Raw genomic sequence first — 24,501 nt, 5'->3', positions numbered from 1 at the left:
CCGCGGCGCGGACAGACGCAGAGGAGAGCCGCCAGGCCACGGTGGTCACGCCAACGGAGGAGACCGCAATGGTGAAGATCCTCTACAAGCCGCTCGGCTTGCTGTTCGGCGCCCTTGGCGGGGTGATCGCGGGCGCCGTCTTCCGGCGCCTGTGGGCTGTCCTTGGTCACCAGGGCAGTGCGCCGCAGGCCACCGACGAGGACCGCACCTGGAAGGAGGTGCTGACTGCCGCTGCCCTGCAAGGGGCGGTCTTCGCCCTCGTCAAGGCGGTGGTCGACCGCAGCGGAGCCGTCGGCACCCGCCGCCTGACGGGGACCTGGCCCGACTGACGGCGCCGCGCCGACGTAGGAAGGCAGCCCATGAGCGAGTTTGACCGGGAGCAGGCCCATCGGAAAGCGGAGAACTTGTCCCACCTCAAGGACGACGTCGCCGAGAAGAACACCGAGCACATCAAGCGCGCCCAGCAGGACGAGGACCCCACGGGCTGCACGGGTCCGGAGACGGAAGCCGTTCAGCGGCCGCAGGGGCCCCGACGGGGTGATCCAGTCGGCACCGAGCAGGCCCGTCGCGAAAGCTGACGGGCTGCGCGCAGCCCGTGGGTGGCGAGCCGGTGGTCACGAGGCGGCTGCGTCCGCGGACGGAGGTTTCCCGGCAGCCGGCCTGGATCACGCCCGCGTTGTTGACCAGCACGTCCACGGGGCCGAAGCGCTCGTGCACGGCGGCCACGAGCCGGTTTGGATTGGATCCCGGCCCGGCGGCAATACGCGGGTTGAGGGCGCTCGGCATTCCGCAGACTGATCCGGGCAAACGGAGGCAGCGCGATGACCCCTACTGGCACAACGCTGCGCTTCGGTGTGGAGGAGGAGTTCCTCCTGGTCGACCCCGAGCGCCGGGCGACGACGGCTCGGGCCGCGGCGGTCCTGACCGACCCGGGTCTTGCCCTGGCGCTGGGAGACCGGGCGCAGCCCGAGTTCTTCCGGACCCAGGTCGAGCACTGCACAAATCCGGTGCGGACATCGGCTGACCTGCGCTCGGAACCGGGCCGTGCGCGCCGGGCCACCGTTGCTGCGGCCGAACGGGCCGGCTGCCGCCTGGTCGCGTCGGGCACGGCGGTGCTGCCCAGCCGGCACCCGCTACCCGTGACGCAGACACCGCGATACCGGCGGATGGCAGCTCACGCTCCTGCGGCGGCTGGTCAGATCGGCGGGGAGCTGTGCGGCTGCCACGTCCACATCGGCGATCTGACCCGGGCCCAGGCGCCGGTGGGCGCCTGGGCCTGGCGGCGCCCGCCGACCAGATGCTGCGCCTGCTGGAAGCGACCGGCGCGGATGAGATGTTCGCCGTGCACGTCTCCGTCGCTGGGCCTCACGTAGACCGTGTCCTCGGGTCGAGGTGCGGCAGCGACCGAGCGCCGGGTGACCGCGGATCCGGTGGGACGGGCGGCGGCCGTGGCAACTGGCCGGTTGGCCGACTGGAGGAACTGGTCATGACTTTTCAGCATCCCGCGCAGAAGCGTGACGACGGGCGACGGGGCCGGTTCGAGAAGGCCGCAGAACTGGCGTCGAACTTCACCAGCTCGCCTCTGTTCGCCGTTCTGTGCCTGGGCTTGGTCACCCTGTTCGTCGCGGCCCATGTCGCCGGGTGGTCCGCTGGCTGGCAGTTGCTGGTCGGGGATGCGATGAGCGCGGTCACGCTGCTGCTGCTGGCGCTGTTGAAGAACGCGGAGCGCCGGGCCGAGCACGCCATTCAGCGCAAGCTCGATGCGATCGCCGCCGCGCTGCTGGAGCAGCAGGAGGGCAAGCGGGGGAAGGCGCACGAGCATTTGAAGGAGGCGATCCGGATGGAGGAGCGCCTTTGACCGCACCGTTCCCACTTCCTCGGCTGGCGGCGGCCGGCCTGGGAGATCAGGTCTGGGCGGCGATGGCGGTGCAGAGCAGGGCCACTCCAAGGGCGAGGAAGGCGAGGTAGTCGCCGAGGTGTCCGGAGTGCATACGGCGCAGTACTCGTACGGCGGCCCTGGCGGCGCCGGAGGGCGTTCGGCGCCGGGCCGCTGTGACGGCCAGAGCGCAGGCCAGGGCGGCGGAGAGCAGCCCGAGGCCGATGCCGGTTCCGGTCCAGCCGGTGCTCGTGGCCGGGCTCGTCGCGGTGGTGCCGAGCGGGGTGGCGACTGCGGAGGTGTAGCGGGCGGGGTCGGTGAAGGTCTGTGCGCCCCGGGCGACTGCGGTGGCGACGGCGGGCGCGCAGCCCAGCAGCAGGGCGCCGGCGAGGAGGACGGCGGGCACGGCCAGCATGGCGGGCGGCAGGCGCCGCTGCGGTTCGCGGATCTCGGGTTCCTCGCCTTCGCCGGTGGTCTCCTCCTCCCCGGGGCGGGTGGCGGGGACCGGTCCGAGGCCGAAGAAGATCCGCAGGGCAGCGCGCAGGGCGGCGCCGCCGGTGGCGGCGGAGGCGAGGACGAACACGGTGGGCAGCCAGGGCTGGAGGTGGCCGGCGGCGTCCTCGGTCAGGGCCTTGCCCAGTCCGGTGCCGAACGGCGGCATCCCGGCGAGCGCCAACGCGCCGACGGTGAACAGGACGCCGACGGTGCGCAGGGAGCGGGCTCTGCCGTGCAGGCCGTGTTCGTCGACGGATCCGTAGCGGTCCAGCAGGACGCCGGTGAGGCCGAACAGGGCGGCTTTGACCAGGCCGTGGGCGGCGACGTAGAGGGCGGTGCCGGCGGCGCCGTCGGGGGTGAGCAGGGCGATGCCGATGAGGAACAGGCCGATGTGGCTGATGGTGGAGAAGGCGAGCAGGCGCTTGAGGTGCCGCTGCTGCCAGCACATCACGGCGCCCAGTAGCGCGGTCACGATGCCGAGGGCGGAGAAGGTGGTGCGGAACGCGGCGTGGGGGATGCCGCCGGGCCCGGCGAAGACGGTCCAGTAGATGCGGGCGGTGCCGTAGACGCCGAGTTCGACCATGACGCCGGACATCAGCATGCACACGGGGGTGGGCGCGACGGCGTGGGCGTCGGGGAGCCAGAAGTGGAACGGCACCGCGGCGGCCTTCACCAGTAGTGCCGTGCACACCAGGACGAAGGCGATGACGGTGAGTGCGTCGGTGTGGTGGGTGGCGAGCTGCTGCCCGAGGCGGGCGAGGTTGAGTTCGCCGGTGCGGGCGTAGAGCAGGCCGATGCCGAGCAGGGAGCAGTAGGCGGCGAAGGAGGTGACGATGCCGAAGGTGAGGGCTCCGTGCAGGGGGCGGGGGTCTTCGATGCGGTAGCCGGTGAGGGCGTAGGCGGCGGCGCCCATGAGTTCGAAGAAGACGAAGGCGTTGAACAGGTCGCCGGTGAGGGCGAAGCCGGCCATGCCGGCCTCGAACAGCAGGATCAGCGCGGGGAAGACGCCGGCGCGCTCGCCCGTGGGTTCGTCGAAGTACCGCCAGGAGTAGATGATCACCGCGAGTACGAGGACGCCGACCAGCAGCGCGAGGCCGGCACCGAGCGGGTCGGCGGCCAGCACGATGCCCACGCGGGCGGGCCAGCCGCCGAGGGCGGCGGTGGCGATGCTGCCGCTCCTGGTCCAGAGCACGACCAGTACCGCTACCTCCAGGGCCGCGATCGCGGTGGCGAGGATGTCGCAGCTCAGCCGGGGCATGCGTCGGCCCGCCACAGCGAGCAGGACGGAGCCGAGCAGTGGGACGGCGATGGCGAGCGGCAGCAGGTCCTGTGCGGTCACGGTTCAGCCCTTGAGTCCGGTGAGGGCCTGCGGGTCGACGGTGTGGTGGCGTTTGCGCAGCTGGATGGTCAGGGCGAGCAGCAGGGCGGTGACGGTGGCGCCGACGACGACGTCGGTCAGGGCGAGGGCCTGGACGACGGGGTCGACGAGCGGGCGTGTGCCGGGGGTGAGGTCGGAGAACACCGGGGCGGTGGCGCCGTGCCGGTAGCCGACGGCCAGGAGCAGCAGGTAGGTGGAGGACTGGGCGACGGCGAGGCAGCCGATGGCGTGGATGAGGTTGCGGCTGGTGACGAGGCCGTAGAGGGCGATGAGCAGGACCCATCCGGCGGCGAGGTAGACGAGGGTGCCCATGTTCAGGTGGTCTCCTGCTCGTCGGGGTCGGTGATCTCGACGGCTTGGTCGAGGAAGTGGGCGAGCAGCACGATCAGGGCGGAAGCGACCTCGATGCCGACGGCGGCGTTGAGGACGGGGACGGTGCCGCCGGAGGTGATCGTGTTGAAGGTGCCCAGTGGCAGGACGTTCTTCAGGAACGCGCCTCCGGTGATCAGGGCGGCCAGCCCGATGATCGTGAAGGAGGCTGCGGCCAGGGAGTCGGCGACGTCCAGGACGGTCAGCGGCCGGACCTTCTTCAGGATGCGGTAGTCGGCGGCCACGTAGGCCAGGTGCAGGGCGGTGGCCAGCACGACGCCGCCCTGGAAACCGCCGCCGGGCGACAGCTGGCCGTGGGCGATGATGTACACCCCCACGGCGAGCGTGACCGGCATGAGGACGGCGCCGAACAGGCCGGTGGTGGGGAGGACCCGCTCGGCGGTCGGCCGGTGCTGGCGTTCGTCCCGGGCCAGGCGCAGCAGCAGGGTGGCACCGAGCACGGTGGTGAAGAGGATGGACTCCTCGCCGAGGGTGTCGAACGCGCGGATGTCGAAGTTGACGGAGGACACCACGTTGGCGGTGCGGTGCGCGAGGGCCGCGGCGACTGCCCGGTCGCCGTAGGGGTGGAGGTCGGAGCCGAAGCGCGGCAGGCCTGTGCAGGCGGTGGTGAAGAACGCGGCGATCACGGCCGCCGAGGCGAGGAACACGATCAGCCGGGTGCGGGCCGTCACCGGCCGCTCCCCTGGTCGTCTCGGCGGTCGTCGCGGGTGGGGCGGCGGGTGACCTTGCGGACGGTCAGGAGGATCAGCAGCGGCGTCAGCGCGGTGCCCACCGCCAGCTGGGACAGGGCCACGTCGGGGGCCTGGAGGACGGCGAACAGTACCGACAGTCCCAGCCCCAGGACGGCCAGGACGACGGCTTGGCGGGCCGGGTCCCGGCACAGCACCGCCACCGTCGCCGCGGCCACGACGAACGCGACCGCCACACCGATCAACCACTCGTTCACGTGCCGTCCTTCCCCTCTGAGTGCCAGCTGGACTTGCCGAGCGCGATCGTCGTCACCGTGCCGCCGACCCCGAACAGCAGGCCGATCAGCAGCGTCTTCGCCGCCCCGCGCCCGCCGCCCTGGTCGAGGGCCACCGCCGCCGCGATCAACGGCACCCCGACGCACGCGGCCGGGGCGAGCGCGTGCAACCGCGTGAACGTGTCCGTGAAGCGGACCAGCGCCGCCACGGACAGCAGCACGAAGGCGACCCCGGCCCACAGCAGGACCAGCACCAGGATGTGACCGGCCGTCATGTGTCGCTGCCTTCTCGTTCGGCGTCGTCGGGTGCCCGGCGTGGGCCGGCGGCGAAGCGGGTGAAGACGAGCGTGCCCGCCGGGGCCAGCACCGCGAGCACCAGGGCGAGGTCCTGGTAGGAAGAGCGCTGGTAGGCCTGGGGCAGCAGCAGGAACACGGCACCCACGACGTTCGACAGCAGACACATCCCGGCCAGGCGGCGCACCGTGCTGCCGCGCGACGCCACCCACAGGCACACCGGCGCCGCAGCCGCCAACAGGACCAGCGCCGCCGCGGCCCACACGCTCACGGCTCCCCTTCACCCTTGGCGGCGACTACGCGCTCCACCGGCCCCGGCCCGCGGCCGAGCGCGTGCACCAAGACCTCGTCCACCGCGTCAGGCCGGTCGATCTCCAGAACGCAGGTGTCCGGTGACGCGGCGAGCAGCACCGGCGCCCATCCCGCGCCGACTCCCGGGAGCAGCCGCAGTCGGCGCAAGCCGGCTGTCTGCGGCCGGTCGAGCAGCGCAGCGGCCAGGACGGCGCTGCCCCTGAGAATGGCGCCCGGCAGCCGCACGACCGCCCGGACGGCTCCCCGGGTCCCGCCCGGGGTGACGTTCGCGGCCAGACGCAGGCGCCTGGCCGCGAACGCGCCGCCGAGTGCGGCGACGGCGGCCACCAGCAGCTCGACCGGCGAGAGGGAACTGATCGATACGACCGTCACCCCCACGAGCACGCTGAACCATGCCGTGATCTCCAGCACCGCGCCGCGCACGCCCACCCCTCCCTCGCCCGGACCGATCGTTCTGATTCACGGTCATTGTTCGGTGCCCCACAGGGCGACGCCCGACGAGGCCGGTCGGCGCGCCGTCGGCCACCCGTACGCAGCAACCTGCCCCTGTCCGGGTCATCGGCCGTTCGCGGCGTGGTTCAGTCCGGTGGCTCGTGCGGACGGGGTTCTTCGGATGACGGCGGTTGCGGATCCGCCGGAGGTTGAGGTCCAGGGCTGCCGGGACGGCCGGGCAGCGGTGGATCGGGTGGTGGTTCAGGCGATCCGGGTGGCTTCGGCGGATCAGGCGGCACCGGGTCGGGTGGCTGTGGGGGCTCGGGCGGTCGGGGCGGTACGGGGGTACCGGGGTGAGGTCGGGGTCCGGTGGGACGGGGATCGATGCCATCGCGTACCTGCTCGCTAGTGGCCGAGTGCGTCGGCGAGCTGCTTCTTGTTCATCTTCGAGCGGCCGTGGATGTTGCGCTGCCTGGCCTCGTTGTACAGCTGTTCCTTCGTCGGGCCCTGCGAGCCGCTGTGGGAGCGCAGGCCGCCGCGCCGGCTGGAGGAGATGTCCTTGAGGGAGCTGCGGCTGGCGGTCTTCGACTCGCCGTGGCGGGCGCGTTCCTTGTTCACGGTGCGGGCGGCGATCTCCTCGGCCCGCTTCGGGCTCTCCCCGCGCTCCAGCGCGCTGTCCTTGATGTGCTCGTACTGGCGTTCCCGCTTCGGGCTTGATCCGCGTGGCATCACATGCTCCTTGTCTCACGGGTTCCGGTCGGTGGGATGCGTCTGCCCCGCCGCCCGGATGCGAACCCGCACGGCCCGTACGTCAGACCGGCCCGCACCCGGTCGGCCGCCCGCCGCACCCCTGCCACGGCGGAGGCGAGGCCGTGGGCGGCCAGCTGCTGGGAGCTGCGGGCGCGGGCCCGACCGTCGAAGCGCCCGTGCGCCCCGAAGTCCTCCCCGGTGTCGACCGGCTCGAAGAGGTTGTCCGGATCGCCGGAGCGGCGCCGCTCACCGCTCTGCTGCGAGTCGAAGCCGGTGCGCGCCAGGTAGCGGTCCAGCAGCCCGGGCACGATGGCGTTCGCGAGCAGGGTGGCCACCGTGCTGGCACCGACCCAGTACTCCCGCCGATCGGGGTGGTCGGCGGCGAACAGTACGGCGCGGGCGGCCACCTCCGGCTGGTAGATCGGCGGCACGGGCTGGGCGCGCTCGGGCAGGCGGGAGCGGACCCAGTCGAACTGCGGGGTGTTGACCGCCGGCATCTGCACCATCGTGGTGCGCACGGCGGTGCCGGAGGCGAGCAGTTCGCAGCGCAGTGCTTCGTGCCAGCCCTGGATGGCGTGCTTGGCGCCGCTGTAGGCGCTCTGCAGCGGGATGCCGCGGTAGGCGATCGCGGAGCCGACGTGGACGAGCACGCCGCGGTTGCGGGGCAGCATCCGGGCCAGCGCCGCCCGGGTGGCGTACACGTAGCCCAGGTAGGAGACCTCGGTGACCCGCCGGAACTCCTGCGGGGTGATCTCGGTGAACGGCGCGAACACGGACGCGAACGCGTCGTTGACCCACACGTCGATCGGCCCGAACTCGTCCTCTACCCGCTGCGCGGCCGCCGCGATCGCCTCCGGGTCGGCGACGTCCGTCTCGATGGCGAGGACCTTCTCCGCACCCGCCTGCTCGGCCTCGCGGACCGCGCCCTGGAGTCCGGCCCGGCCGCGGGCGATCAGCGCGAGCCGGTCCCCGCGGGCGGCGAAGGCGAGAGCGCTCGCCCGGCCGATGCCGCCGCTGGCCCCGGTGACCACCACGGTGCGCGGTGTCTGGAGTTGACGTCTCATATCCTGCGGCTAACCCCGGCCGGGCGAGGCAAACCTCCCGGCTCTCCCGGTCCGCCGGCCGGACACCCCGTCCCGCCTGGCAGGCAGGGCGGGTGCCGGTGACCCCGTGGACGACGAGGCGGGGAAGGCGAAGGGCGACGGCACCGGCCACGGTGCGGCCCGCGCCGAGCCCGGCGAGGCGGTGTTCGTCGGCGACACCCCCCTGGCACGTGCACGCCAGCGCGCGCAGGCGTCCCGTGCGTGGCGGTGCTGTCCGCCGGGTTCGGAGAAGAAGTCCTGCGCAGAGCCGGCGCCATCGAGGTACCCGCCGACGCAGACGCCCTTCTGGCCCGCCGGGACCGCAGCATCCTGGCCGCCCCCGCCCGGTGCCGTGGGGCGAGGCCGTCGTTCCACGGGTGGAAGTGATCGGAGATCGCCAGCCTGGTGAAACCGGTGTCCTTCGCGCGCCGGGCCTGGTCCAGAAGCTCTGCGGGGGTGAACTCCTCGCAGGACAGGAGGTGCGTGTGTTCGTCGTTCCCGGACATCTGCGCACCTCACGGCCGCCCGATAGCGGACCACTGAGCGGCTGCCCGGTTGGGCCGCCCCCGACACCCGCCGCGCTGTCGCTGCCACGGATCAGTGGCCGGATGCCAGGCGATGGGCGGTTTCGAGCAGGAGGGCGTGGACGAAGGCCTGGGGCAGGTTGCCGCGCAGCTGGCGCTGGGCGACGTCGAACTCCTCCGCGTACAGGCCCGGCGGTCCGCAGGCGGCGCGGTTGCGTTCGAACCAGCGCAGCGCCTCCCGCTCGTCGCCCTGCTGGTGATGGGCGAGGGCGACAACGAATCCGCACAGCAGGAACGCGCCTTCCGCGTCCTGCAGGGGGCGCTGGTCGTGGCGGAAGCGGTAGCAGTAGTGGTCCTCGCACAGGTCGGTGAGGACGGCGTGCAGGGTGGCGCGGGTGCGGGGGTCGTCGGCCGGGACGGCGCCGCGCAGCGCGGGCAGGAGCAGGGCGGCGTCCACGCCCGCCTCGGTGGGTGAGCGCTGCCAGCGGCCGGCGGGGTGCAGGCAGTCGTGGTCGGCCTCGGCGATGACCTGGTCGGCCAGGGCCTCCCAGGCGGCGGCGCGGCCGGACCCTGCTGCCGGGTGGGCGGTGGCGATGGCGCGCAGTCCGGCCGCGCACGTCAGTCGGCTGTGCGTCCAGCGGCCCGGGTGGAGCTCCCAGATGCCGGCGTCCTTCTCCCGGTGGCGGGCGGTGATCGCGTCGACGGCGACCGTGGCGGCGCGCCAGCCGTCGGCATCGAGCCTGCCCCGGCGGGCGGCGGCGGCGAGCAGCAGCAGGCTCTCGCCGAAGCCGTCGAGTTGGAACTGGTGGTTGACCCGGTTGCCGATGACGTCGAAGCCCCCCGGGTAGCCGGGCAGGTCGAGCGTGCGCGGGTCGGGGACGGCGCCGCCGGCGGCGGTGTAGGCGGGCGCCAGGCGGGGGCCGTGGTCGAGGAGGCGAGCCGTGACGAAACGGACCGAGTCGTCCAGCAGCGCATCGCAGCCTGCGGCGGCCGCGGCCTGGCCGATGTAGGCCTGGTCGCGGATCCACACGTAGCGGTAGTCGTAGTTGCGGCCCTGCTCCGCTCGCTCCGGCAGGCTCGTCGTCGCGGCGGCGACGGTTCCGCCACCGGGGCCGGTCATGCCGAGGAGCACCGCGTACGAGTGCCGGGCGTCCCGCCGGCCCAGCACCCCGGCGAGCTCGGGTACCCGCTCTGCCCAGGCCACCTCGGTCGCCCGCCACAGCCGGTCAGGGTCGTGGAGCCGGGTGAGCGGTTGGTCGGAGATCTCCAGGACGAGGTCGTGCTGCTCCCCGGGCTCCAGGCGCAGCCGTGCCCTCAGCTGCGGGCGGTCACCGGCATCGTTCGTCTTCGCGTCCGGCAGGCCGCTCAGGCGCAGGTGCGAGCCTGCGGCCCGGGCCGTCCAGCTTCCGTCCTCCTCGTGCGTGACCTTCCGCAGTCGGTGCTCGCCGAAGCCGGGGGCCACCTGGAGGCGCACTGTCACTTCGGCCGGGCCGTCGACGGCCGTGATGCGGCGCAGCACAACGGCGCGGTGGGCCTGCCCGGGGTAGGCGAGGGCCTCGCGGCACTCGATGATTCCGGTGGTGGTGACCCATCGGCTACGCCAGATCAGTGTGCCGTCCTCGTAGTAGCCGCCCCACACGAAGCGTCCGGCGGGGGTGACGGTGAACCAGCCGGGCCCGCCGATCAGAGCCGCGAAGACGGCGTCGCTGTTCCAGTGGGGTGCGCACATCCACGCGATGTCGCCGCGCGGGCCGACGAGGGCGCCGCGGTGTCCGTCGGCGAGCAGGGCGTAGTCGCGCAGCGCGTGCGGGGGCGGTGGATCGGGGCTCTTCGGCACTCGGTCTCTCCTCCGGTTCGGGGACGGTCCGTGGCAGCCGAAGCCGCAGCCGACGGCTACGGGCTGGCGGCCGGGGCGGTGGCGGTGGTGCGTGTGTGGCGTTCGAGGACGTCCGGGCGGGGCGTCAGTCCCATGCCCGGGGCGTCGCTGCGGCCGGGGTGCAGTGCGCCGCCGGTGGGGTCGAGGGTTCCGTCGAAGAGGAGGTTCTCGATGCGGATGTGGTCGTGAAACCACTCCAGGTGGCGCAGGTTGGGCAGGGCGGCCGCGGCGTGGGCGTGGACGTGCGGGGCGCAGTGGCCGGAGAGTTCCAGGCCGTGGGCCTGGGCGAGGGCGGCGGCGCGCAGCCAGACGGTGATTCCGCCGCAGCGGGTGGCGTCGGCCTGCAGGCAGTCCACGGACGGGGCCATGGCGGCGAAGTAGGGCAGCGTGAACCCGTACTCGCCCGCGGCGACCTCGATGCCGGTGGCGGCGCGGACCCGGGCGAGGCCGGCAAGGTCGTCAGAGGAGACCGGTTCCTCGAACCAGCGCACGCCGTACTCCTCGAAGCGGCGGGCGAGGCGGATCGCCTGCTTGGCGGTGTAGCCGCCGTTGGCGTCCACGTACAGCTCGACGCCCGGTCCGATGATGGCGCGGGCCTGCTCGACGCGGGCCAGGTCCCGGTCCTCGCGGGTGCCCCACTCCTCCCCGATCTTGATCTTCACGCGGGGGATCGCCTGCTGCTCGGTCCATCCGCGCAGCTGCTCGCGCGCCTGCTGGTCGGTGTAGGTGGTGAAGCCGCCGCTGCCGTAGACCGGGACCGTGTCGCGGGCGCGTCCGAGCAGGTCGGCCAGCGGCAGGCCGAGCAGTCGGGACTTGAGGTCCCACAGGGCGATGTCGACGGCGGACAGGGCGTAGCCGCCGATGCCGGGACGTCCTGCGTTGCGCAGCGCACGGTGCATGGCCTCGTTGGCGGCGGGCACGTCGAAGACGCTACGGCCGATGGCGTGTTCGGCGAGCAGGTCGGTGATCACGCCGGCGCAGGCCGCAGCACCGTAGGTCCAGCCGTAGCCGTGGGAGGCGCCGGAGCGTGCCCGGACGAGGACCATGGTGGTGCTGGTCCAGGTGGCGGTGCCGTCGGCCTCGGGGACGTCGGTGGGGAAGTCGAGGACCCACACCCGCAGGCCGTCGACGGTCGGCATCGACCGGACGGTCATGAGGTCTCGCCGGCCGCGCGCTGGAGGGCCGTTCGGGCGAACTGCAGGAAGTCGGCCGCGGCCAGGGCGGACAGGGTCGTGGTGGCCAGGCGCGTGGCGCGGGGTGCGAACACGGTGCCGGCGGTGATGCCGGTGGCGATCCACAGGCCGGTGCAGAAGGGGCAGCTGAGCAGTTCGCCGATCGCCTTGCGGGCGCCGGTGCCGCGGACCCCCTCCTTGAGTTCGGCCGGTCCCGTGGTGCCTTCGAAGTGAGTGAACGGTGCGCGCAGCGGGCTGGTGACGGGGTCCTTGGCGATCAGGCGGCCCAGCTGATGGGTGGCCAGCGCGTTCAACGCGACGTCCCATGGTTTCGGATCCGGCAGTTCACGGGCAGTCGCGCGAGCGGTGATGGAGATACCCGCAACGGTGGTGGCGTAGACGGCCATGAGGCCGGTGTAGGAGGCCAGCGGACGGTCGGCGTCACCGGCGTAGGCACGGGCCTGGCGGTGCATTCGTTCGTGAAGGGTGGTCACGGCGTTCTCCTCACGCGGTGGCGGACGGCCAGCACGGCCCCTGCGGCCAGGCCGGTCAGCGCGCCGATGGTGGCCGCGGTCAGGAGACGGGCTGCTGCGGGTCGGGGTCGCGGGCGCGCGACGGCCTTCTCGGGGCGTCCGGCGGGTGCCGGCCCGTCGAGGGCGATGGCGAGGGCTTCGGCCAGGTGCACGGCCTGGCGTCCGGTGCCGGCCTGTTCGATCTGGGTGCGGCAGCTGAAGCCGTCCGCCACGACGAAGGCGCTTGGTGCGGTGTCGCGGACGGCGGGCAGTACGCCTTGCTCGGCGATCGTCTGCGACAGGTCGTAATGGCCTTGCTCGAAGCCGAAGTTGCCGGCCAGGCCGCAGCAGCCTTCGTCCAGTACGTTCGCGTCCAGGCCGGCGCGGCGCATCAGTTCGCGGTCGGGGTCGGTTCCGAGGACGGCGTGCTGGTGGCAGTGGGTCTGGACGGTCGCCGCCCGGTTTGCCTGCGGCGGCTGCCAGCCGTCGGGGGCGTGGTTGACGAGCTGCTCGGCGAACGTGCGCGTCTGCGCGGCCAGCCGGACGATGTCCTGGTCACCGGGAAGCAGGTCCGGGGCGTCGGTGCGGAACACGGCCGTGCACGAGGGTTCCAGTCCGATGATCGGGGTGCCGGCCTCCAGCCAGGGGCGCAGCACCTGGCTGGTGCGTTTCAGGACGCGGCGGGCGGTCGCGAGTTGGCCGGTGGAGATCCAGGTCAGGCCGCAGCACACCGGTCCCTCGGGGACGGCGACGTGGAAGCCGGCATCCTCCAGCACCCGGACCGCGGCGCGGGCGATGTGGGGATGGAAATGGTTGGTGAACGTGTCAGGCCAGATCAGCACGGTGCGCGGATCACCCGGGTCCGGCTGCGGCCGCCCGGACCCGCGCCAGGCGTCCTGGAAGCTCTCGGGCGCGAATATGGGTGCGTCGCGGCGTGGGTCGATCCCGGTGATCAGCTTGCCCAGCCGGGCCAGGCCCGGGGCGTGCAGGACGGCGTTGGCGAGTGCCGGAGCGAGGCCCGCGAGCCGGGCCCACAGCGGGAGCCAGCCCATCGCGTAGTGGGCGGCCGGACGCAAGCGGTGCTGGTAGTGGTGAGCGAGGAACTCGGCCTTGTAGGTGGCCATGTCCACCCCGACCGGGCAGTCGGACTTGCAGCCCTTGCAGGCCAGGCACAGGTCGAGGGCGTCGCGGACCTCGGTGGAGCGCCAGCCCTGGGTGACGGGCGAGTCCTGGTGGCCGCCGAGCATCTCGAACAGCAGGCGGGCCCGGCCGCGGGTGGAGTGCTCCTCCTCCAGCGTGGCGCGGTAGGAGGGACACATCACCCCGCCCTGGTGGGTGCGGCAGTTGCCGATTCCGACGCAGCGCATGACGGCCTGTCCGAAGTCGCCGTTGTCGTCGGAGTAGGCGAAGTGTGTGGCCTGCTGCGGCTCGGGCCGCCACCCGGCGCCCAGGCGCAGGTTCTGGTCGACCCGGTGGGGGTGGACGACCTTGCCGGGGTTCATCCGGTTGCCGGGGTCGAACAGCGCCTTGACCTCGCCCATCGCGTCGACGAGCGGTTGGCCGAACATGCGGGGTAGCAGTTCGCCGCGGGCCTGCCCATCACCGTGCTCCCCCGACAGCGAGCCGCCGTAGGAGGCGACCAGGTCGGCCGCGTCGTGCAGGAACGCCCGGAAGGATTCGATGCCCTTGCCGTCGCGCAGTTCGAACGGGATCCGGGTGTGGACGCAGCCCTGGCCGAAGTGACCGTAGAGGGAGGCCTGTTGATAGCCGTAGCGATCGAAGAGCCACTCCAGGTCGCGGAGGTAGTCGCCCAGCCGTTCGGGTGCGACGGCGGAGTCCTCCCAGCCTTCCCAGGTCTCGGAGCCGTCCGGCGGGCGCGCGGTCACGCCCAGGCCGGCCTCGCGGGCCTTGAGCATCTCGTGCTCGCGTGGTGGGTCGTCGGAGAACGCCACCGACGCATCGCCCTCGTCGCGGCCGATGGCGCGCAGCAGCTCGCGGGCCTGCGCGTCGGCCTGTTCCTTGGTGTCGTCGGTGAACTGGAGCAGCAGCCAGCTGTCGCCCTCGGGCAACTGTTCCAGGGAGTCGAGGTAGGCGTGTTCCTCGCGCATCAGCTGGGCCATGCGCCCGTCGATGGCCTCCAGTTGGGCGGGCCGGCTGTGCTTGAGCAGGTCGGGCACGGCGTCGGCCGCCTGGTAGATGTCGTCGAAGCCGAGTACCAGCAGGGCCTCGGCGGCGGGGACCTCGACCAGCTTCAGTTCGGCGCGCAGGACGGTGACCAGGGTGCCTTCGCTGCCGACCAGGGCCTTCGCCACGTCGAAACCGTTCTCCGGCAACAGGGAATCCAGGTTGTAGCCGGAGACGCGGCGGGGGATCTTCGGGTAACCGCGCCTGATCTCGGCCAGATGGCGGCCGGTGATGCCCTTCAGTTCCTGGTACAGGCGGGCCCGGGGCCCGCCGTCGGCCACGACCTGCGCGTACTCCTCGTCGCTGGTGGGGCCGGCCCAGAAGCGGGTTCCGTCGTAGGTGAGTACTTCCAGCCGGCTGACGTTGTCAGCGGTCTTGCCGTAAGCCTGGGCGGAGGCGCCGCAGCTGTTGTTCCCGATCATCCCGCCCAGCGCACAGTGGGTGTGCGTGGAGGGCTTGGGCCCGAACATCAGCCCATGCGGGGCGAGTTGCCGGTTCAGCTCGTCCAGCACGATGCCCGGCTCGACGACACAGGTCCGCCCCTCGGCGTCGACGGACTGCAGCCGGTTGCAGTACTTCGTCCAGTCGATGACCACGGCGGTGTTGGTGCACTGCCCGCCCAGGCTGGTGCCGCCGCCGCGGGAGAGCACCGGCGCGGCGAACCGCGAGCACACCGCGACAGCCGCGGCACCGGCTTCGATCGTGCGGGGCACCACCACGCCGAGCGGGACCTGCCGGTAGTTGGAGCCGTCGGTGGCATACGCGCCGCGGCTGCCCGCGTCGAAGCGGACCTCACCATCCACCTCGGCGCGCAGCGCGCGTTCCAGGGCCGCGAGGTCAACGTCCTCCCTGCTGTCGTCTGCGGCCACGGTCAGCTCCCGCTGCCGGGCAGGAACTCCTGGACCTTGGCTTTCACGCCTTGGCGGATGACGGAGCCGCGATCGCTGTCGCCGCGCAGCACAGCGGAGGCGGCGGCCTTGATCTGGTCCCAGGTGGCGTGCGGCGGGATCGGTGGCACCGCCGGGTCGGTGCGGAAGTCGATGACGAACGGACGCTGCGCGGCCAGCGCCCGGGTCCACGCCGGGCCGACGTCCTCGGGCCGCTCGACCCGCACGCCGTCCAGGCCGAAGGACTGGGCGATGTCGGCGTAGCGCACGTCGGGCAGGGCTTGGGAGGGCTCGAACTGCGGGGCGCCCTGCATCGCCCGCATCTCCCAAGTGACCTGATTCAGGTCCTGGTTGTTCAGCACCGCCACCACCAGGCGCGGATCCGACCACTCCCGGTAGTACTTCGCGGCAGTGATCAATTCCGCCAGGCCGTTCATCTGCATCGCGCCGTCACCGACGATCGCGATCGCCGGCCGGTCGGGGTGGGCGAACTTCGCGCCGATCACATACGGCACCCCGGGCCCCATGGTGGCCAGCGTGCCCGAGAGTGAGCCGCGCATGGTGCCGCGCATCCGCAGATGGCGGGCGTACCAGTTCGCGGCCGACCCCGAGTCGGCGGCCAGCATCACGTCCTCGGGCAGCAGCGCGTCCAGTGCGTGGACGACGTACTCGGGGTTGACCGGCTCGGCGGCCACCTCGGCGCGGCGCTGCATGACCTCCCACCAGCGGGCCGTGTTGTCCTCGATCGTCTTGCGCCAGGCGCCGTCCGTCTTGCGTTCCAGCAGCGGGAGCAGGCGGCGCAGGGTCTGGGCGGCGTCGCCGACGAGGTTCACCTCGAACGGGTAGCGCAGCCCGATCATGGACGGGTCCAGGTCGATCTGCACCGCCCTGGCCTGGTCGAAGTCGGGCAGGAAGTTGCTGTACGGGAAGCTGGATCCCACCACGAGCAGGGTGTCGCAGTCGCGCATCATCTCGTACGACGGCCGGGTGCCGAGCAGGCCGATCGAGCCCGTCACGAACGGCAGGGTGTCCGGGAGGGCGTCCTTGCCGAGCAGGGCCTTCGCGACGCCGGCACCGAGCAGGTCGGCGATCTGCTCGACCTCGGCGCGCGCCTGGCGGGCGCCCTGGCCGATCAGCACGGCGACCTTCTCGCCCGCGTTGAGGATCTCCGCCGCTCGCGCCAGGTCCTCGTCGACGGGGACGGGCGCGTAGTGGGGGGTGCCGAGGCTGGAGGGGACCTGCTTGAAGGCGTGGGCCGGTGGCTCGTAGTCGAGCTCCTGCACGTCGGCGGGAACGATCAGCGCGGTCACGGTACGGCGGGTGGCGGCGATGCGCATCGCCCGGTCCAGCACGTTGGGCAACTGCTCGGGGACGGTGACCATCTCGCAGAACTCCGACGCCACGTCCTTGTACAGCGACAGGAGGTCGACTTCCTGCTGGTAGGAGCCGCCCATAGCGGTGCGGTCGGTCTGCCCGACGATCGCGACCACCGGCACGTGGTCGAGCTTGGCGTCGTACAGGCCGTTCAGGAGATGGATCGCGCCCGGGCCCGAGGTGGCCGCACACACGCCGGTGCGGCCGGAGAATTTCGCGTAGCCGACGGCCTGGAAAGCGGCCATCTCCTCGTGCCGGGCCTGGATGAAGCGAGGTTGGTCCTCGGCGCGGCCCCAGGCGGCGAGCAACCCGTTGATGCCGTCCCCGGGATAGGCGAAGACGTACTCGATGTCCCACTCCCGCAGGCGCTGCAGCAGGTAGTCGGCAACCTTCATGGTCTGTTCCTCCTGGTTCCGAGGCCGGCCGTCGGGGCGCGGGCGGGATGCGCTCCCGCAAGCGCGGCTAACCGCTGGCGGCGGGCGCCAAACCCGCTCGCCGTCAGCTGCTCGGCGCAACGGTTGAGTGCGTGGGTCGTGGCCCTGTGCTCTGTGTGGCGTTGGAGGTACCGGTTGTCGGTCAGTCACGTCCGCGCCGGACGGGGCTGACGTCGTGCGGGTTCGGGTGCGGGAAGCGGCGGCGCTTCTTCATCCACAAGGCCGCGCACCCGGCTGTGACCAGGCCGGCGATGGCAAGGGCGGGTCCGCCGAGGGTGATGATTCGCTTCAGGGACGCGGCGGCGCCGTAGCCGGTGCCGGCTTCGGCGGTGGCCCACAGGCAGGCGGCGGTGGCGCTGTAGGGGGCGATGCGGCGGTAGGACAGGCGGGTGGCGCCTGCGAAGTGGGGGGCGAGGGTGCGTACGACGGGAATGAAGCGGGCCAGCAGGATGGCTCGGCCGCCGTGGCGGGCGGTGAGGGCCTCGGCGCGTTGCCAGAGGGGGGCGGGGATGCGGCGGGCCGCGCGGCCGGTGCGGAGCCGCTGACCGAGGATGCGGCCGGTGCGGTGGGCGAGGAGGTCGCCGGCGATGACGGCGCCGGCCGCGGTGGCGATGACGAGGGGGAGGCTGATGTGGCCGGTGCGGGCCAGCGCGCCGGTGGTCAGCATGAGGGTGAGGGTCGGGATGAAGGCGCCGACCAGGAGGATCGACTCGGCCAGCACGGCCAGGGCCAGCACCCCGTAGGCGGCCGGCGCCGGGAGGTGGGCGAGGAGGTCGGTCAGGACGTGCATCTACTGACTCACCCGGTCCGGGTGGTGCTGCCGACCGTCGGCGCAGGGCTGGGAAGGCACTGGGGGGTGTTGCAGGTGCCAGACGTGGGCGGGTGGCAGGTTGGCCCATACGCTCCAGCGGGCGGTGGCGTAGCGGCGCTGGTAGGCGGTCATGACGTGGTCCACGGCGGCGTGCCGGCGTGCTTCGGAGGGGGAGGCGAGCAGGGTGCGGGCGCGTCGGGTGCCGAGGTAGGCGAAGTAGGTGAGGGTTCCGCCGGGGTGGAGCAGCTCCATGTAGCGGCTCATGATCCGTTCCACGGTGTGGGGGGCGAAATTGGTCAGCGGCAGCCCGGAGACGATCACGTCGTAGCGTCGGTCGGTGTCGAGGTCCTCGATGAGGCTCTGGTGGACGGTGAGGTCCGCGGACCGGGACGTCGTGCGGGGGTGGGTGGCAGCGAGGACGCGTAGCCCGTCGGCGAAGCGGGGATTGGCCTCGACGATGTCGAGGCGGCTGCCGCGGGGAAGGCGAGGGATCAGGTGGCGGGTGACGGCGCCGGTGCCGGCGCCTGCTTCCAGGACGGCCAGCGGGCGGGGCGAGCGGGCGCGGACGGGCTCGGTCAGGGCGTGGGCGAGGGCCTTGCCGCTGGGGGCGATGGCGCCGGTGGTGCGCAGGTCGCGGGCGGCTTCGATGAGGAACATCCAGCCTTCGGCATGGCGCTGCGCGGTGGCGCGCTGGTGCGAGGTCGTCCAGTCGTTCATGGTTTCGACGCTACGGAGCGGCGTCGCCCTTGAGATCCTCCGTTCTGCGACGGGCTTGGCCGACGAAAGTAGGGGGTCGGCATGGCATTTCGTCAGTCCGGCGATCGCGGTGGACTGCCTAGCATGGCCAGGTGATGTGGTGGAAGGGCCCGGTGTGGGCGGCGGTCGGGCGTGCGGGGTTGCTGGCCTTCCTGGTCGCGGGCGCCGCGGTGAATGCTGCGCTGCTCTCCGGCGGCCGATACGTGGTGCCGGTGACGGCTGCCGCGCTGGTGTGTGCGGTGGCGCTGGTGGTGCCCCGGCTGCGGTGGTCTGCCGCGCCGTGGGTGGTCGCGGCGGGCACGGCGTGGTGGGGGTGGCTGCTGGCTCCGCTGCTGGCCGTTTCGCTGTTCGACCTGGCCGTGGCCCGTCGGATGCGGGTCGCCCTCGGTTGTGTCGTCGTGGCGCTGGGCGCCAACCTGCTCGGTGCCCAGGCCACGTCGCTGTGGGCCGACCGGCGATGGGTGTCGGCCCTGTTCGTCCTGCTGTTCGGGTTCGTGGTCGGCCTGTGGCAGGGCAACCGGCGGCGGCTGGTGAAGGCGCTGGCCTCCGAGGTCGAGCACCTGCGCACGGAGGCGCGGCTGCGGGAGGAAACGGCCCGGGTCGCCGAACGCTCCCGCATCGCCGCGGAGATGCACGACGTGCTGGCCCACCGTCTGAGCCTGATCGCCCTGCACACCGGAGTGCTGGCCACCAGGGCCGACGGCCTGCCCGCGCCGGTCGTCGAACGCCTGGCGCTGCTGCGTGCCACCTCCGCCGAGGCCCTGGCCGACCTGCGCGACGTCCTCGGCGCCCTGCGCGAACCGGACGCGGCGCAGGGCGCGGCGCTCGCACCCGCGATACGAGACGTACGGGAGCTGGCCGCGGAGGCACGCGCCGCCGGGCAGCACGTCGAACTGACCGTCGACGGCGTTCCCGAGCAGGCTCCCACGACCCACCGGCTGGCCGCGTACCGCATCGTCCAGGAGGCACTGACCAACGTCCGCAAGCACGCGGGCGGCGCCGCGGTGACCGTACGGGTCGACTACCGCCCGCCCGCCACCCTGATCGACGTCACCAACACCCCCGGCGTCCCCGGCACTTCCGGCACGGGCGCCGTCGAGTCCGGATACGGGCTCGTCGGCCTGCGCGAGCGCGTCAGCGCGCTGGGCGGCCACCTGGACGCAGGACCCGCCGGCGCAGGCGCATGGCGACTGGCCGCACGCATCCCCCACCCCGCCGGCATCGCACAGAACGGCACCCGCACATGATCCGCGCCATGATCGTCGACGACGACGCCCTGGTCCGCCTCGGCCTGACCGACCTCCTCGACGGCGACCCGGGCATCCAGGTCGTCGCCCAGGCCGTGGACGGCCTGGACGCCGTCGAGCAGGCCGGCGCCCACCACGTCGACGTGGCCCTGGTCGACGTGCGCATGCCGCGCATGGACGGCATCACCGCGACCGCCCGGCTACGGGCCCTTCCCCACCCGCCGAAAGTGATCACCCTCACCACCTTCGACCTCGACGAGTACGTCTACAACGCGCTCGCCGCAGGAGCCGACGGGTTCCTGCTCAAGGACACCGATCCCGCCGAGATCCTGCGTGCCGTCCACCTGGTGGCAGCCGGCTCCGCCATGCTCCACCCCGCCGCGGCCCGCCGACTCATCGACCGCTACCACGCCGGAAACCAGCCGAAGGCCACCGCCGCGCGGGAACGGCTTGAGCGGCTCACCCCCCGGGAGCTGGACGTGCTGGCCCTGCTCGCCCAGGGCGAGACCAACGCCGACATCGCCACCCGCCTCGCGATGCGGGAAAGCACCGTCAAAGCCCACGTCAGCCGTATCCTCACGGCCCTGGGCGTCACCAACCGCGTTCAGGCCGCCCTCCTGGCCCGCGACGCGGGACTGCCCACCTGACCAAGAGGGCAGCGTGCTGAAGGACGTTGGGACGAGGACCTCGTCAAAGGCGGCGACGGTCTCGCAGTCGCCGAAGCACAGGGTGACGACGACCAGAGCCGCGAAGGCCCCGGAACTCTCCTCCTTCGCCCACTTGTTCACCCAGCCCTCGATGCCTATCTGCGCGGCTTCTTAGCGGTCCGATGCGGACTCGCCGCCGGTGCCGGGCGGATCACGCCGTTCAGGCCGCTGAGCCTCATCGCCCTCGTCGGTGAAGGCGACGTCGACCTGCTGCTCGGGGCGGCGTTCCTCCTGCCGGGCCAAAGCCGCTAGGACCTCCTCGTCGGCGCCCGTCAGCGGCGGCTGCATCAGGCTGCGAGGCCACAGGCGCCGGTGAAGCACCACGTTCGTCTCCGCCGCGTAGAGGGTGATCTGCGCGGCCAGGGCCAGCCAGCCCAGCAGGCCGATCACGGTTGCGAAGAACCCGTACACCGCGGTGGCGTGCCGCAGCTGGTGGGAGACCAGGACCGCTCCGAACGCCTGCAGCACGGTGAACAGCGGTCCGGCGATCACGCAGCCCGGCACCAGCGCCCGAACGGGGACCTCGGCGGGGGTGAGAATGCGGAAGCAGGCCAGGAGCAGAGCCGAGTTGATGAGGGCCGACAGCACCAGCGCGCCGATACGGGCGGGCAGTCCGGCCAGCGCGGTGCCGACCAGGGTGGCGGCGGCGGTGGCCAGCAGCATACCGGCGGCAAGGACGACGAACAGCAGTAGGCTGCGGGCCAAGCGCGGCCAGTAACCGGGCCGTTGGACACCGGGGACGTTCCATACCTCGGCCATAGCGTGCTGCAGGACCTGCGCGATGCCCAGCGCCCCGTACAGCAGGCCGAGGACGCCGATGACCAGGGCGAGGCCGCTGCCCTGCACGGAGTGGACGTTCTGGCGCAGCTGGTCGCCGATGATCGGGAAGTCGGCGAGCGCGGAGTCCACCACGGCCTTCTGCGCGCCGGGATGGCCGTGCAGGACGAACCCGAGCGCGGTGGAGAGCAGGAGCAGCAATGGGATCAGCGCGACGAACCCGTAGTAGGTGATCAAGGCGGCGAGCAGGCCGCCGCGGTCGTCGCCGTACTTCTTGACCACCCCCACCGCCGCCGCCGGCAGCCTGTGGTGCCGCTGCGTGCGGTCGACGGCTCGCAGTGCCCGCTCGAGGGGATTCATGCTCAGCTCCCTTCGCCCGATGGATCGGGCCGTATGCACCCTTGGTGGGGCGTGTGCCCGGGAAGCGGACAGCTCACCGCCTGCCGGCCGGGACGACGGCCCCGGACGGGCCGGACACGCGGGCCCGGGGGTCACCGGTGGACAGGTGAAGGAAAACAGGCTTGCCAAAAACCGGCATTCTGGTTCATATGATGAATTTATGGCCGGAGCCCAGGAGCCGCGCAGCAGCTGGACGTTCCTGACGCAGCACGCCCGCGTGCTGCTGATGGTCGCCCGGGACGCCGACGTGCGCCTGCGGGATGTCGCAGTGGCGGGCGGGATGACCGAGCGGGCCGTACGCGCGATTGTGAGCGATCTGGAGAACGCCGGCTACCCGCACCCGCCACGGCCGCCGCAACCACTACCACGTATCCTGTGCCCCTACGACGTCACCGCGCTGCCGATGAGCGTCGTCGCGGACGCCTACAGCACCGGGCAGTTGGCGCAGGTCCGCCACCACGCCGAAGCCTGGGCTCGGAGCACCGCCCTGACACCTGCGCGCCAGGGCGACCTGCTGCTCGCCATCAGCGAAGCGACCGCCAACTCCCTGGCCCACGGCGACGGCAGCGGCACCCTGCGCCTGTGGACCGGGGAGAACGCAGCGGTGATCGCGGAGATCCACGACGACGGGCACCTGAGCGACCCGCTCACCGGCCGCCATCGCCCCCGCCTCGCCTCCACCGACGGGGGCCGCGGCCTGTGGATGATCCACCAGCTCTGCGACCTCGTCGAAATCCGCGCCACTGAAGGCGGCCTGCCCCTGCGACTGCACATGACCCCCTGCCCCTGGAGCCGAGGCACCCCGCAGCTGCCGGCGGACCCGCGCCACGGACGCCACGCCCCGGCCAGGCCAGGCCAGGCCCACCAGCGGACCGGCCGTTTCGCCCAAGCGGGCTGCCCTGCCGGGTGCGCGCCGGCCGGCTGCGCCTCAGGCGTTGTCGGTGCGGGGGAAGACGTACGCGTCGAGGACCAGCCCGAGGGCGACGGCGGCCGGCACCGCGACCAGCGCTCCCACCAGGCCCAGGAGCGCACCCCCCAGAAGCACCGCGACCACGGTGACGACCGGGTGCACGTCCACCACGAATTTCATGGCCCGCGGCATGATCAGGTAGTCCTCGAGGAGCCGGAAGGCGATGTAGAAGCCGGCGGTGGCGAGAGCCACCGGCAGGGACACCGACAACGCGACCAGGCTGACGACCACGCCGCCGATGGTCGAGCCGACCATGGGGACCAGGTCCATCAACGCGACGAACACCCCCAGCGCCCCCGCGTACGGCACGCCGGTGGCCGCGCACCAGGCGAAGGTCGCCAGGCCGGCGACGGCGGAGGTCAGCACGTTGCCCAGCATGTAGCGGCCCGTCCGGGCCAAGATCTCCTCGGTGATCTCCTCCACTTCCTGGCGCCGGCTGCGCGGCACGAAGCGGTAGCAGAACGCCTTGATCACCGGCAGGGCCGCCATGACGTACAGGGCGACGCTCACGACGATCACGGTCGACGTCACCGTACTGAGGAGGAGCTGGCCCGCGCCGAGCACGCCACCGAACGCACCGGCGCCGAAGCCGCCGTGGCCCAGCTGCTCCTTGGCGCGCTCGACCAGGTGATAGTGGTCCTCGATCCGGCCGAGTGTCGACTGGTGGTCGTGCAGCTGCTGGAGCCAGCCCGGGACAGCGCCGACCAGGGCACTCACCTCGATGCCGACCGGCGGGACGACCACGGCGAGCAGGGCGGTCAGCAGCACGGCCAGCCCCATCACCACGAGCGCCACCGACCAGGCGCGGCGCAGACCGTGGCGTTCCAGCCATGCGACCACGGGCTCCAGGCTCACCGCGATGAACACGGCGAGGAGCAACAGGGTGAGCAGCGAGGTGAGCTGGAGTACTGCGTCCGTCAGGTGCCAGGCCAGCAGCGCGCCGACGCTGAGGCCGAAGCCTGCGCGGAACCACGAGGTGACCTGAAGCGCGGCGCGGCCGGGGATCTGAATCCGGGTGCGGGGGCCGCCGGCCCGGCGGGCCGGGGGCAGGTCGCGGCCGGGGCTTCCTGCGGGCGTTTCGGGATTCATCGGTTCTCCTCCAGCCCTTGTACGGGGGTAGCCACGGTTCCGGATCGCTCTGCGCCGTCTGCCTTCTTGGTATCGACGGCAGTGCCCGCCGGGGAGAAACCTCGCGCCGCGGGAACAGGGCCTGCCGGTGACAGGACCGGAGATGACGAGGGGGCACGCCGCCGTGGTGCGTGCCCCCTTGCTGTCCCGGCCCTTCCGGCTGCGCGCCGGAGCGCCTACCAGCGGTACCAGCGGCTGCGGCTGCCGGAGGCGCTGGTGCCGCGGGCCACGAATCCGAGCAGCCACACCACCAGGACCACGACCGCGACCCACCACAGGGCCTTCAGCGCGAAGCCGACACCGAACAGGATCAGGGCCAGCAGCAGCACAAGAAGAAGGGGAACCATCTCGACCTCCGTCGTCAGTGTCGGACATCCGCTTGCCCGCAGCCGCGGCACATATGCCGGTGAATCTTCCGGCCGATCGGGGGCAGACGGGTTGCCAGCACAGCTTCGACGAACCGGAGGCCGACATGAGTGCCAGTGACAAGATCGAGAACGCCGCCGACAAGGCCAAGGGCGTGGTCAAGGAAGGCGCCGGCAAGGTGACCGGCAACAAGCGCCTGGAGGCCGAGGGTAAGGCCGACAAGGCCAAGGGCGACGTCAAGCAGGCAGGCGAGCACGTCAAGGACGCCTTCAAGGGCTGACGCGGCTTCCTGGCCCTGTGGCGGTGGGGCCCCCCCCGGGGGGGGGGCCCCCCCCCCCCCCTGTAAAGCCCCCCCCCCCCCCCCGGGGGAGCCACCCCCCCCCCCCCCCCGCCGGGCCCCCCCC

At 72.5% G+C, this 24,501-nt stretch carries 26 protein-coding genes and 2 pseudogenes; 8 read left to right on the top strand and 20 right to left on the bottom strand.

What is annotated here, in order from left to right:
- Window positions 1-68: 68 nt before the first annotated feature.
- The 3 genes and pseudogenes from ACZ3YL_RS36745 to ACZ3YL_RS36735 all read left to right on the top strand — a co-directional run.
- On the top strand, window positions 69-329 hold the full coding sequence (locus ACZ3YL_RS36745) for a DUF4235 domain-containing protein (protein ID WP_188308148.1): 261 nt from the start codon (window positions 69-71) through the stop codon (window positions 327-329).
- 30 nt (window positions 330-359) lie between these two features.
- Entirely contained in the window at window positions 360-578 is a 219-nt protein-coding gene (locus tag ACZ3YL_RS36740) for a hypothetical protein (protein WP_188308149.1), read from the top strand.
- 243 nt (window positions 579-821) lie between these two features.
- Window positions 822-1,178: pseudogene (locus tag ACZ3YL_RS36735) on the top strand (glutamate-cysteine ligase family protein); the annotation flags it as partial.
- A gap of 17 nt (window positions 1,179-1,195) precedes the next feature.
- On the opposite strand, the gene ACZ3YL_RS36730 reads toward ACZ3YL_RS36735, so the two are convergent.
- A complete protein-coding gene (locus ACZ3YL_RS36730) occupies window positions 1,196-1,369 on the bottom strand; it encodes a hypothetical protein (protein WP_262986087.1) in 174 nt (57 codons plus the stop codon).
- A 117-nt stretch (window positions 1,370-1,486) separates the two neighbouring features.
- Here ACZ3YL_RS36730 and ACZ3YL_RS36725 point away from each other — a divergent pair, with 117 nt between their 5' ends.
- The gene (locus ACZ3YL_RS36725; protein ID WP_188308151.1) at window positions 1,487-1,858 is read left to right on the top strand and encodes a low affinity iron permease family protein; all 372 of its coding nucleotides are present in this window, start codon (window positions 1,487-1,489) and stop codon (window positions 1,856-1,858) included.
- Between the two features lie 46 nt (window positions 1,859-1,904).
- Here the strand turns inward: ACZ3YL_RS36725 and ACZ3YL_RS36720 are convergent, their stop codons facing one another.
- The 16 genes from ACZ3YL_RS36720 to ACZ3YL_RS36645 form a co-directional block, all read right to left on the bottom strand.
- Window positions 1,905-3,710: a complex I subunit 5 family protein gene (locus tag ACZ3YL_RS36720; RefSeq protein WP_465661814.1), complete on the bottom strand. Its 1,806-nt coding sequence runs from the start codon at window positions 3,708-3,710 to the stop codon at window positions 1,905-1,907.
- A gap of 3 nt (window positions 3,711-3,713) precedes the next feature.
- Complete coding sequence (locus ACZ3YL_RS36715) at window positions 3,714-4,061, bottom strand: sodium:proton antiporter (RefSeq protein WP_188308153.1); 348 nt, start codon at window positions 4,059-4,061, stop codon at window positions 3,714-3,716.
- A 2-nt stretch (window positions 4,062-4,063) separates the two neighbouring features.
- Window positions 4,064-4,810 carry an MnhB domain-containing protein gene (locus tag ACZ3YL_RS36710; protein WP_465661812.1) on the bottom strand — a complete coding sequence of 249 codons (747 nt, stop codon included), beginning with the start codon at window positions 4,808-4,810 and terminating at the stop codon, window positions 4,064-4,066.
- Window positions 4,807-5,085, bottom strand: coding sequence for a Na(+)/H(+) antiporter subunit B (locus tag ACZ3YL_RS36705; RefSeq protein WP_465661810.1), 279 nt, complete (start codon window positions 5,083-5,085; stop codon window positions 4,807-4,809). Before ACZ3YL_RS36705 ends, ACZ3YL_RS36710 begins: the two co-directional genes overlap by 4 nt.
- On the bottom strand, window positions 5,082-5,378 hold the full coding sequence (locus ACZ3YL_RS36700) for a cation:proton antiporter (RefSeq protein ID WP_188308156.1): 297 nt from the start codon (window positions 5,376-5,378) through the stop codon (window positions 5,082-5,084). Before ACZ3YL_RS36700 ends, ACZ3YL_RS36705 begins: the two co-directional genes overlap by 4 nt.
- Window positions 5,375-5,668 (bottom strand): monovalent cation/H+ antiporter complex subunit F, encoded by a 294-nt coding sequence (locus ACZ3YL_RS36695; RefSeq protein ID WP_465661808.1) that lies wholly within the window; start codon window positions 5,666-5,668, stop codon window positions 5,375-5,377. Before ACZ3YL_RS36695 ends, ACZ3YL_RS36700 begins: the two co-directional genes overlap by 4 nt.
- On the bottom strand, window positions 5,665-6,132 hold the full coding sequence (locus ACZ3YL_RS36690; protein ID WP_465661806.1) for a hypothetical protein: 468 nt from the start codon (window positions 6,130-6,132) through the stop codon (window positions 5,665-5,667). Before ACZ3YL_RS36690 ends, ACZ3YL_RS36695 begins: the two co-directional genes overlap by 4 nt.
- A gap of 414 nt (window positions 6,133-6,546) precedes the next feature.
- Window positions 6,547-6,870: a plasmid stabilization protein gene (locus ACZ3YL_RS36685; protein ID WP_188308158.1), complete on the bottom strand. Its 324-nt coding sequence runs from the start codon at window positions 6,868-6,870 to the stop codon at window positions 6,547-6,549.
- Entirely contained in the window at window positions 6,870-7,955 is a 1,086-nt protein-coding gene (locus tag ACZ3YL_RS36680; protein ID WP_465661804.1) for an SDR family oxidoreductase, read from the bottom strand. The genes ACZ3YL_RS36685 and ACZ3YL_RS36680 overlap by 1 nt, the downstream gene beginning before the upstream one ends.
- A 615-nt stretch (window positions 7,956-8,570) precedes the next feature.
- Window positions 8,571-10,334: a glycoside hydrolase family 15 protein gene (locus tag ACZ3YL_RS36675; RefSeq protein WP_465661802.1), complete on the bottom strand. Its 1,764-nt coding sequence runs from the start codon at window positions 10,332-10,334 to the stop codon at window positions 8,571-8,573.
- A gap of 56 nt (window positions 10,335-10,390) precedes the next feature.
- A complete protein-coding gene (locus ACZ3YL_RS36670) occupies window positions 10,391-11,512 on the bottom strand; it encodes an enolase C-terminal domain-like protein (protein WP_188308160.1) in 1,122 nt (373 codons plus the stop codon).
- An 11-nt stretch (window positions 11,513-11,523) separates the two neighbouring features.
- Entirely contained in the window at window positions 11,524-12,039 is a 516-nt protein-coding gene (locus tag ACZ3YL_RS36665; protein WP_465661800.1) for a DUF1360 domain-containing protein, read from the bottom strand.
- Window positions 12,036-15,116 (bottom strand): FAD-binding and (Fe-S)-binding domain-containing protein, encoded by a 3,081-nt coding sequence (locus ACZ3YL_RS36660; protein WP_465661876.1) that lies wholly within the window; start codon window positions 15,114-15,116, stop codon window positions 12,036-12,038. Before ACZ3YL_RS36660 ends, ACZ3YL_RS36665 begins: the two co-directional genes overlap by 4 nt.
- Window positions 15,113-16,897 (bottom strand): thiamine pyrophosphate-requiring protein, encoded by a 1,785-nt coding sequence (locus ACZ3YL_RS36655; RefSeq protein WP_188308162.1) that lies wholly within the window; start codon window positions 16,895-16,897, stop codon window positions 15,113-15,115. The genes ACZ3YL_RS36660 and ACZ3YL_RS36655 overlap by 4 nt, the downstream gene beginning before the upstream one ends.
- 181 nt (window positions 16,898-17,078) lie before the next feature.
- On the bottom strand, window positions 17,079-17,726 hold the full coding sequence (locus ACZ3YL_RS36650; protein WP_188308163.1) for a DedA family protein: 648 nt from the start codon (window positions 17,724-17,726) through the stop codon (window positions 17,079-17,081).
- Complete coding sequence (locus tag ACZ3YL_RS36645; RefSeq protein ID WP_465661798.1) at window positions 17,727-18,464, bottom strand: class I SAM-dependent methyltransferase; 738 nt, start codon at window positions 18,462-18,464, stop codon at window positions 17,727-17,729. It lies immediately after the preceding gene.
- Window positions 18,465-18,598: 134 nt separating this feature from the next.
- On the opposite strand from ACZ3YL_RS36645, the gene ACZ3YL_RS36640 reads away from it, so the two are divergent.
- Window positions 18,599-19,750: a sensor histidine kinase gene (locus ACZ3YL_RS36640; protein ID WP_188308179.1), complete on the top strand. Its 1,152-nt coding sequence runs from the start codon at window positions 18,599-18,601 to the stop codon at window positions 19,748-19,750.
- A complete protein-coding gene (locus ACZ3YL_RS36635; RefSeq protein WP_188308165.1) occupies window positions 19,747-20,397 on the top strand; it encodes a response regulator in 651 nt (216 codons plus the stop codon). The genes ACZ3YL_RS36640 and ACZ3YL_RS36635 overlap by 4 nt, the downstream gene beginning before the upstream one ends.
- Before the next feature lie 171 nt (window positions 20,398-20,568).
- Here ACZ3YL_RS36635 and ACZ3YL_RS36630 read toward each other — a convergent pair whose 3' ends face one another.
- On the bottom strand, window positions 20,569-21,594 hold the full coding sequence (locus tag ACZ3YL_RS36630) for a YihY/virulence factor BrkB family protein (RefSeq protein WP_188308166.1): 1,026 nt from the start codon (window positions 21,592-21,594) through the stop codon (window positions 20,569-20,571).
- On the opposite strand from ACZ3YL_RS36630, the pseudogene ACZ3YL_RS36625 reads away from it, so the two are divergent.
- Window positions 21,593-22,390, top strand: a pseudogene (locus ACZ3YL_RS36625) (ATP-binding protein); the annotation flags it as partial. The gene ACZ3YL_RS36630 and the pseudogene ACZ3YL_RS36625 overlap by 2 nt on opposite strands.
- Window positions 22,391-22,561: 171 nt before the next feature.
- Here the strand turns inward: ACZ3YL_RS36625 and ACZ3YL_RS36620 are convergent.
- Window positions 22,562-23,692, bottom strand: coding sequence for an AI-2E family transporter (locus tag ACZ3YL_RS36620; RefSeq protein ID WP_188308168.1), 1,131 nt, complete (start codon window positions 23,690-23,692; stop codon window positions 22,562-22,564).
- Between the two features lie 215 nt (window positions 23,693-23,907).
- Window positions 23,908-24,078 (bottom strand): hydrophobic protein, encoded by a 171-nt coding sequence (locus ACZ3YL_RS36615; protein ID WP_465661796.1) that lies wholly within the window; start codon window positions 24,076-24,078, stop codon window positions 23,908-23,910.
- A gap of 125 nt (window positions 24,079-24,203) precedes the next feature.
- Here ACZ3YL_RS36615 and ACZ3YL_RS36610 point away from each other — a divergent pair, with 125 nt between their 5' ends.
- On the top strand, window positions 24,204-24,377 hold the full coding sequence (locus ACZ3YL_RS36610; protein ID WP_465661794.1) for a CsbD family protein: 174 nt from the start codon (window positions 24,204-24,206) through the stop codon (window positions 24,375-24,377).
- The last annotated feature ends 124 nt before the right edge of the window (window positions 24,378-24,501 follow it).

Source organism: Kitasatospora sp. NPDC023176 (assembly GCF_055560495.1).
This window is presented reverse-complemented; position numbering and strand designations above follow the sequence as displayed.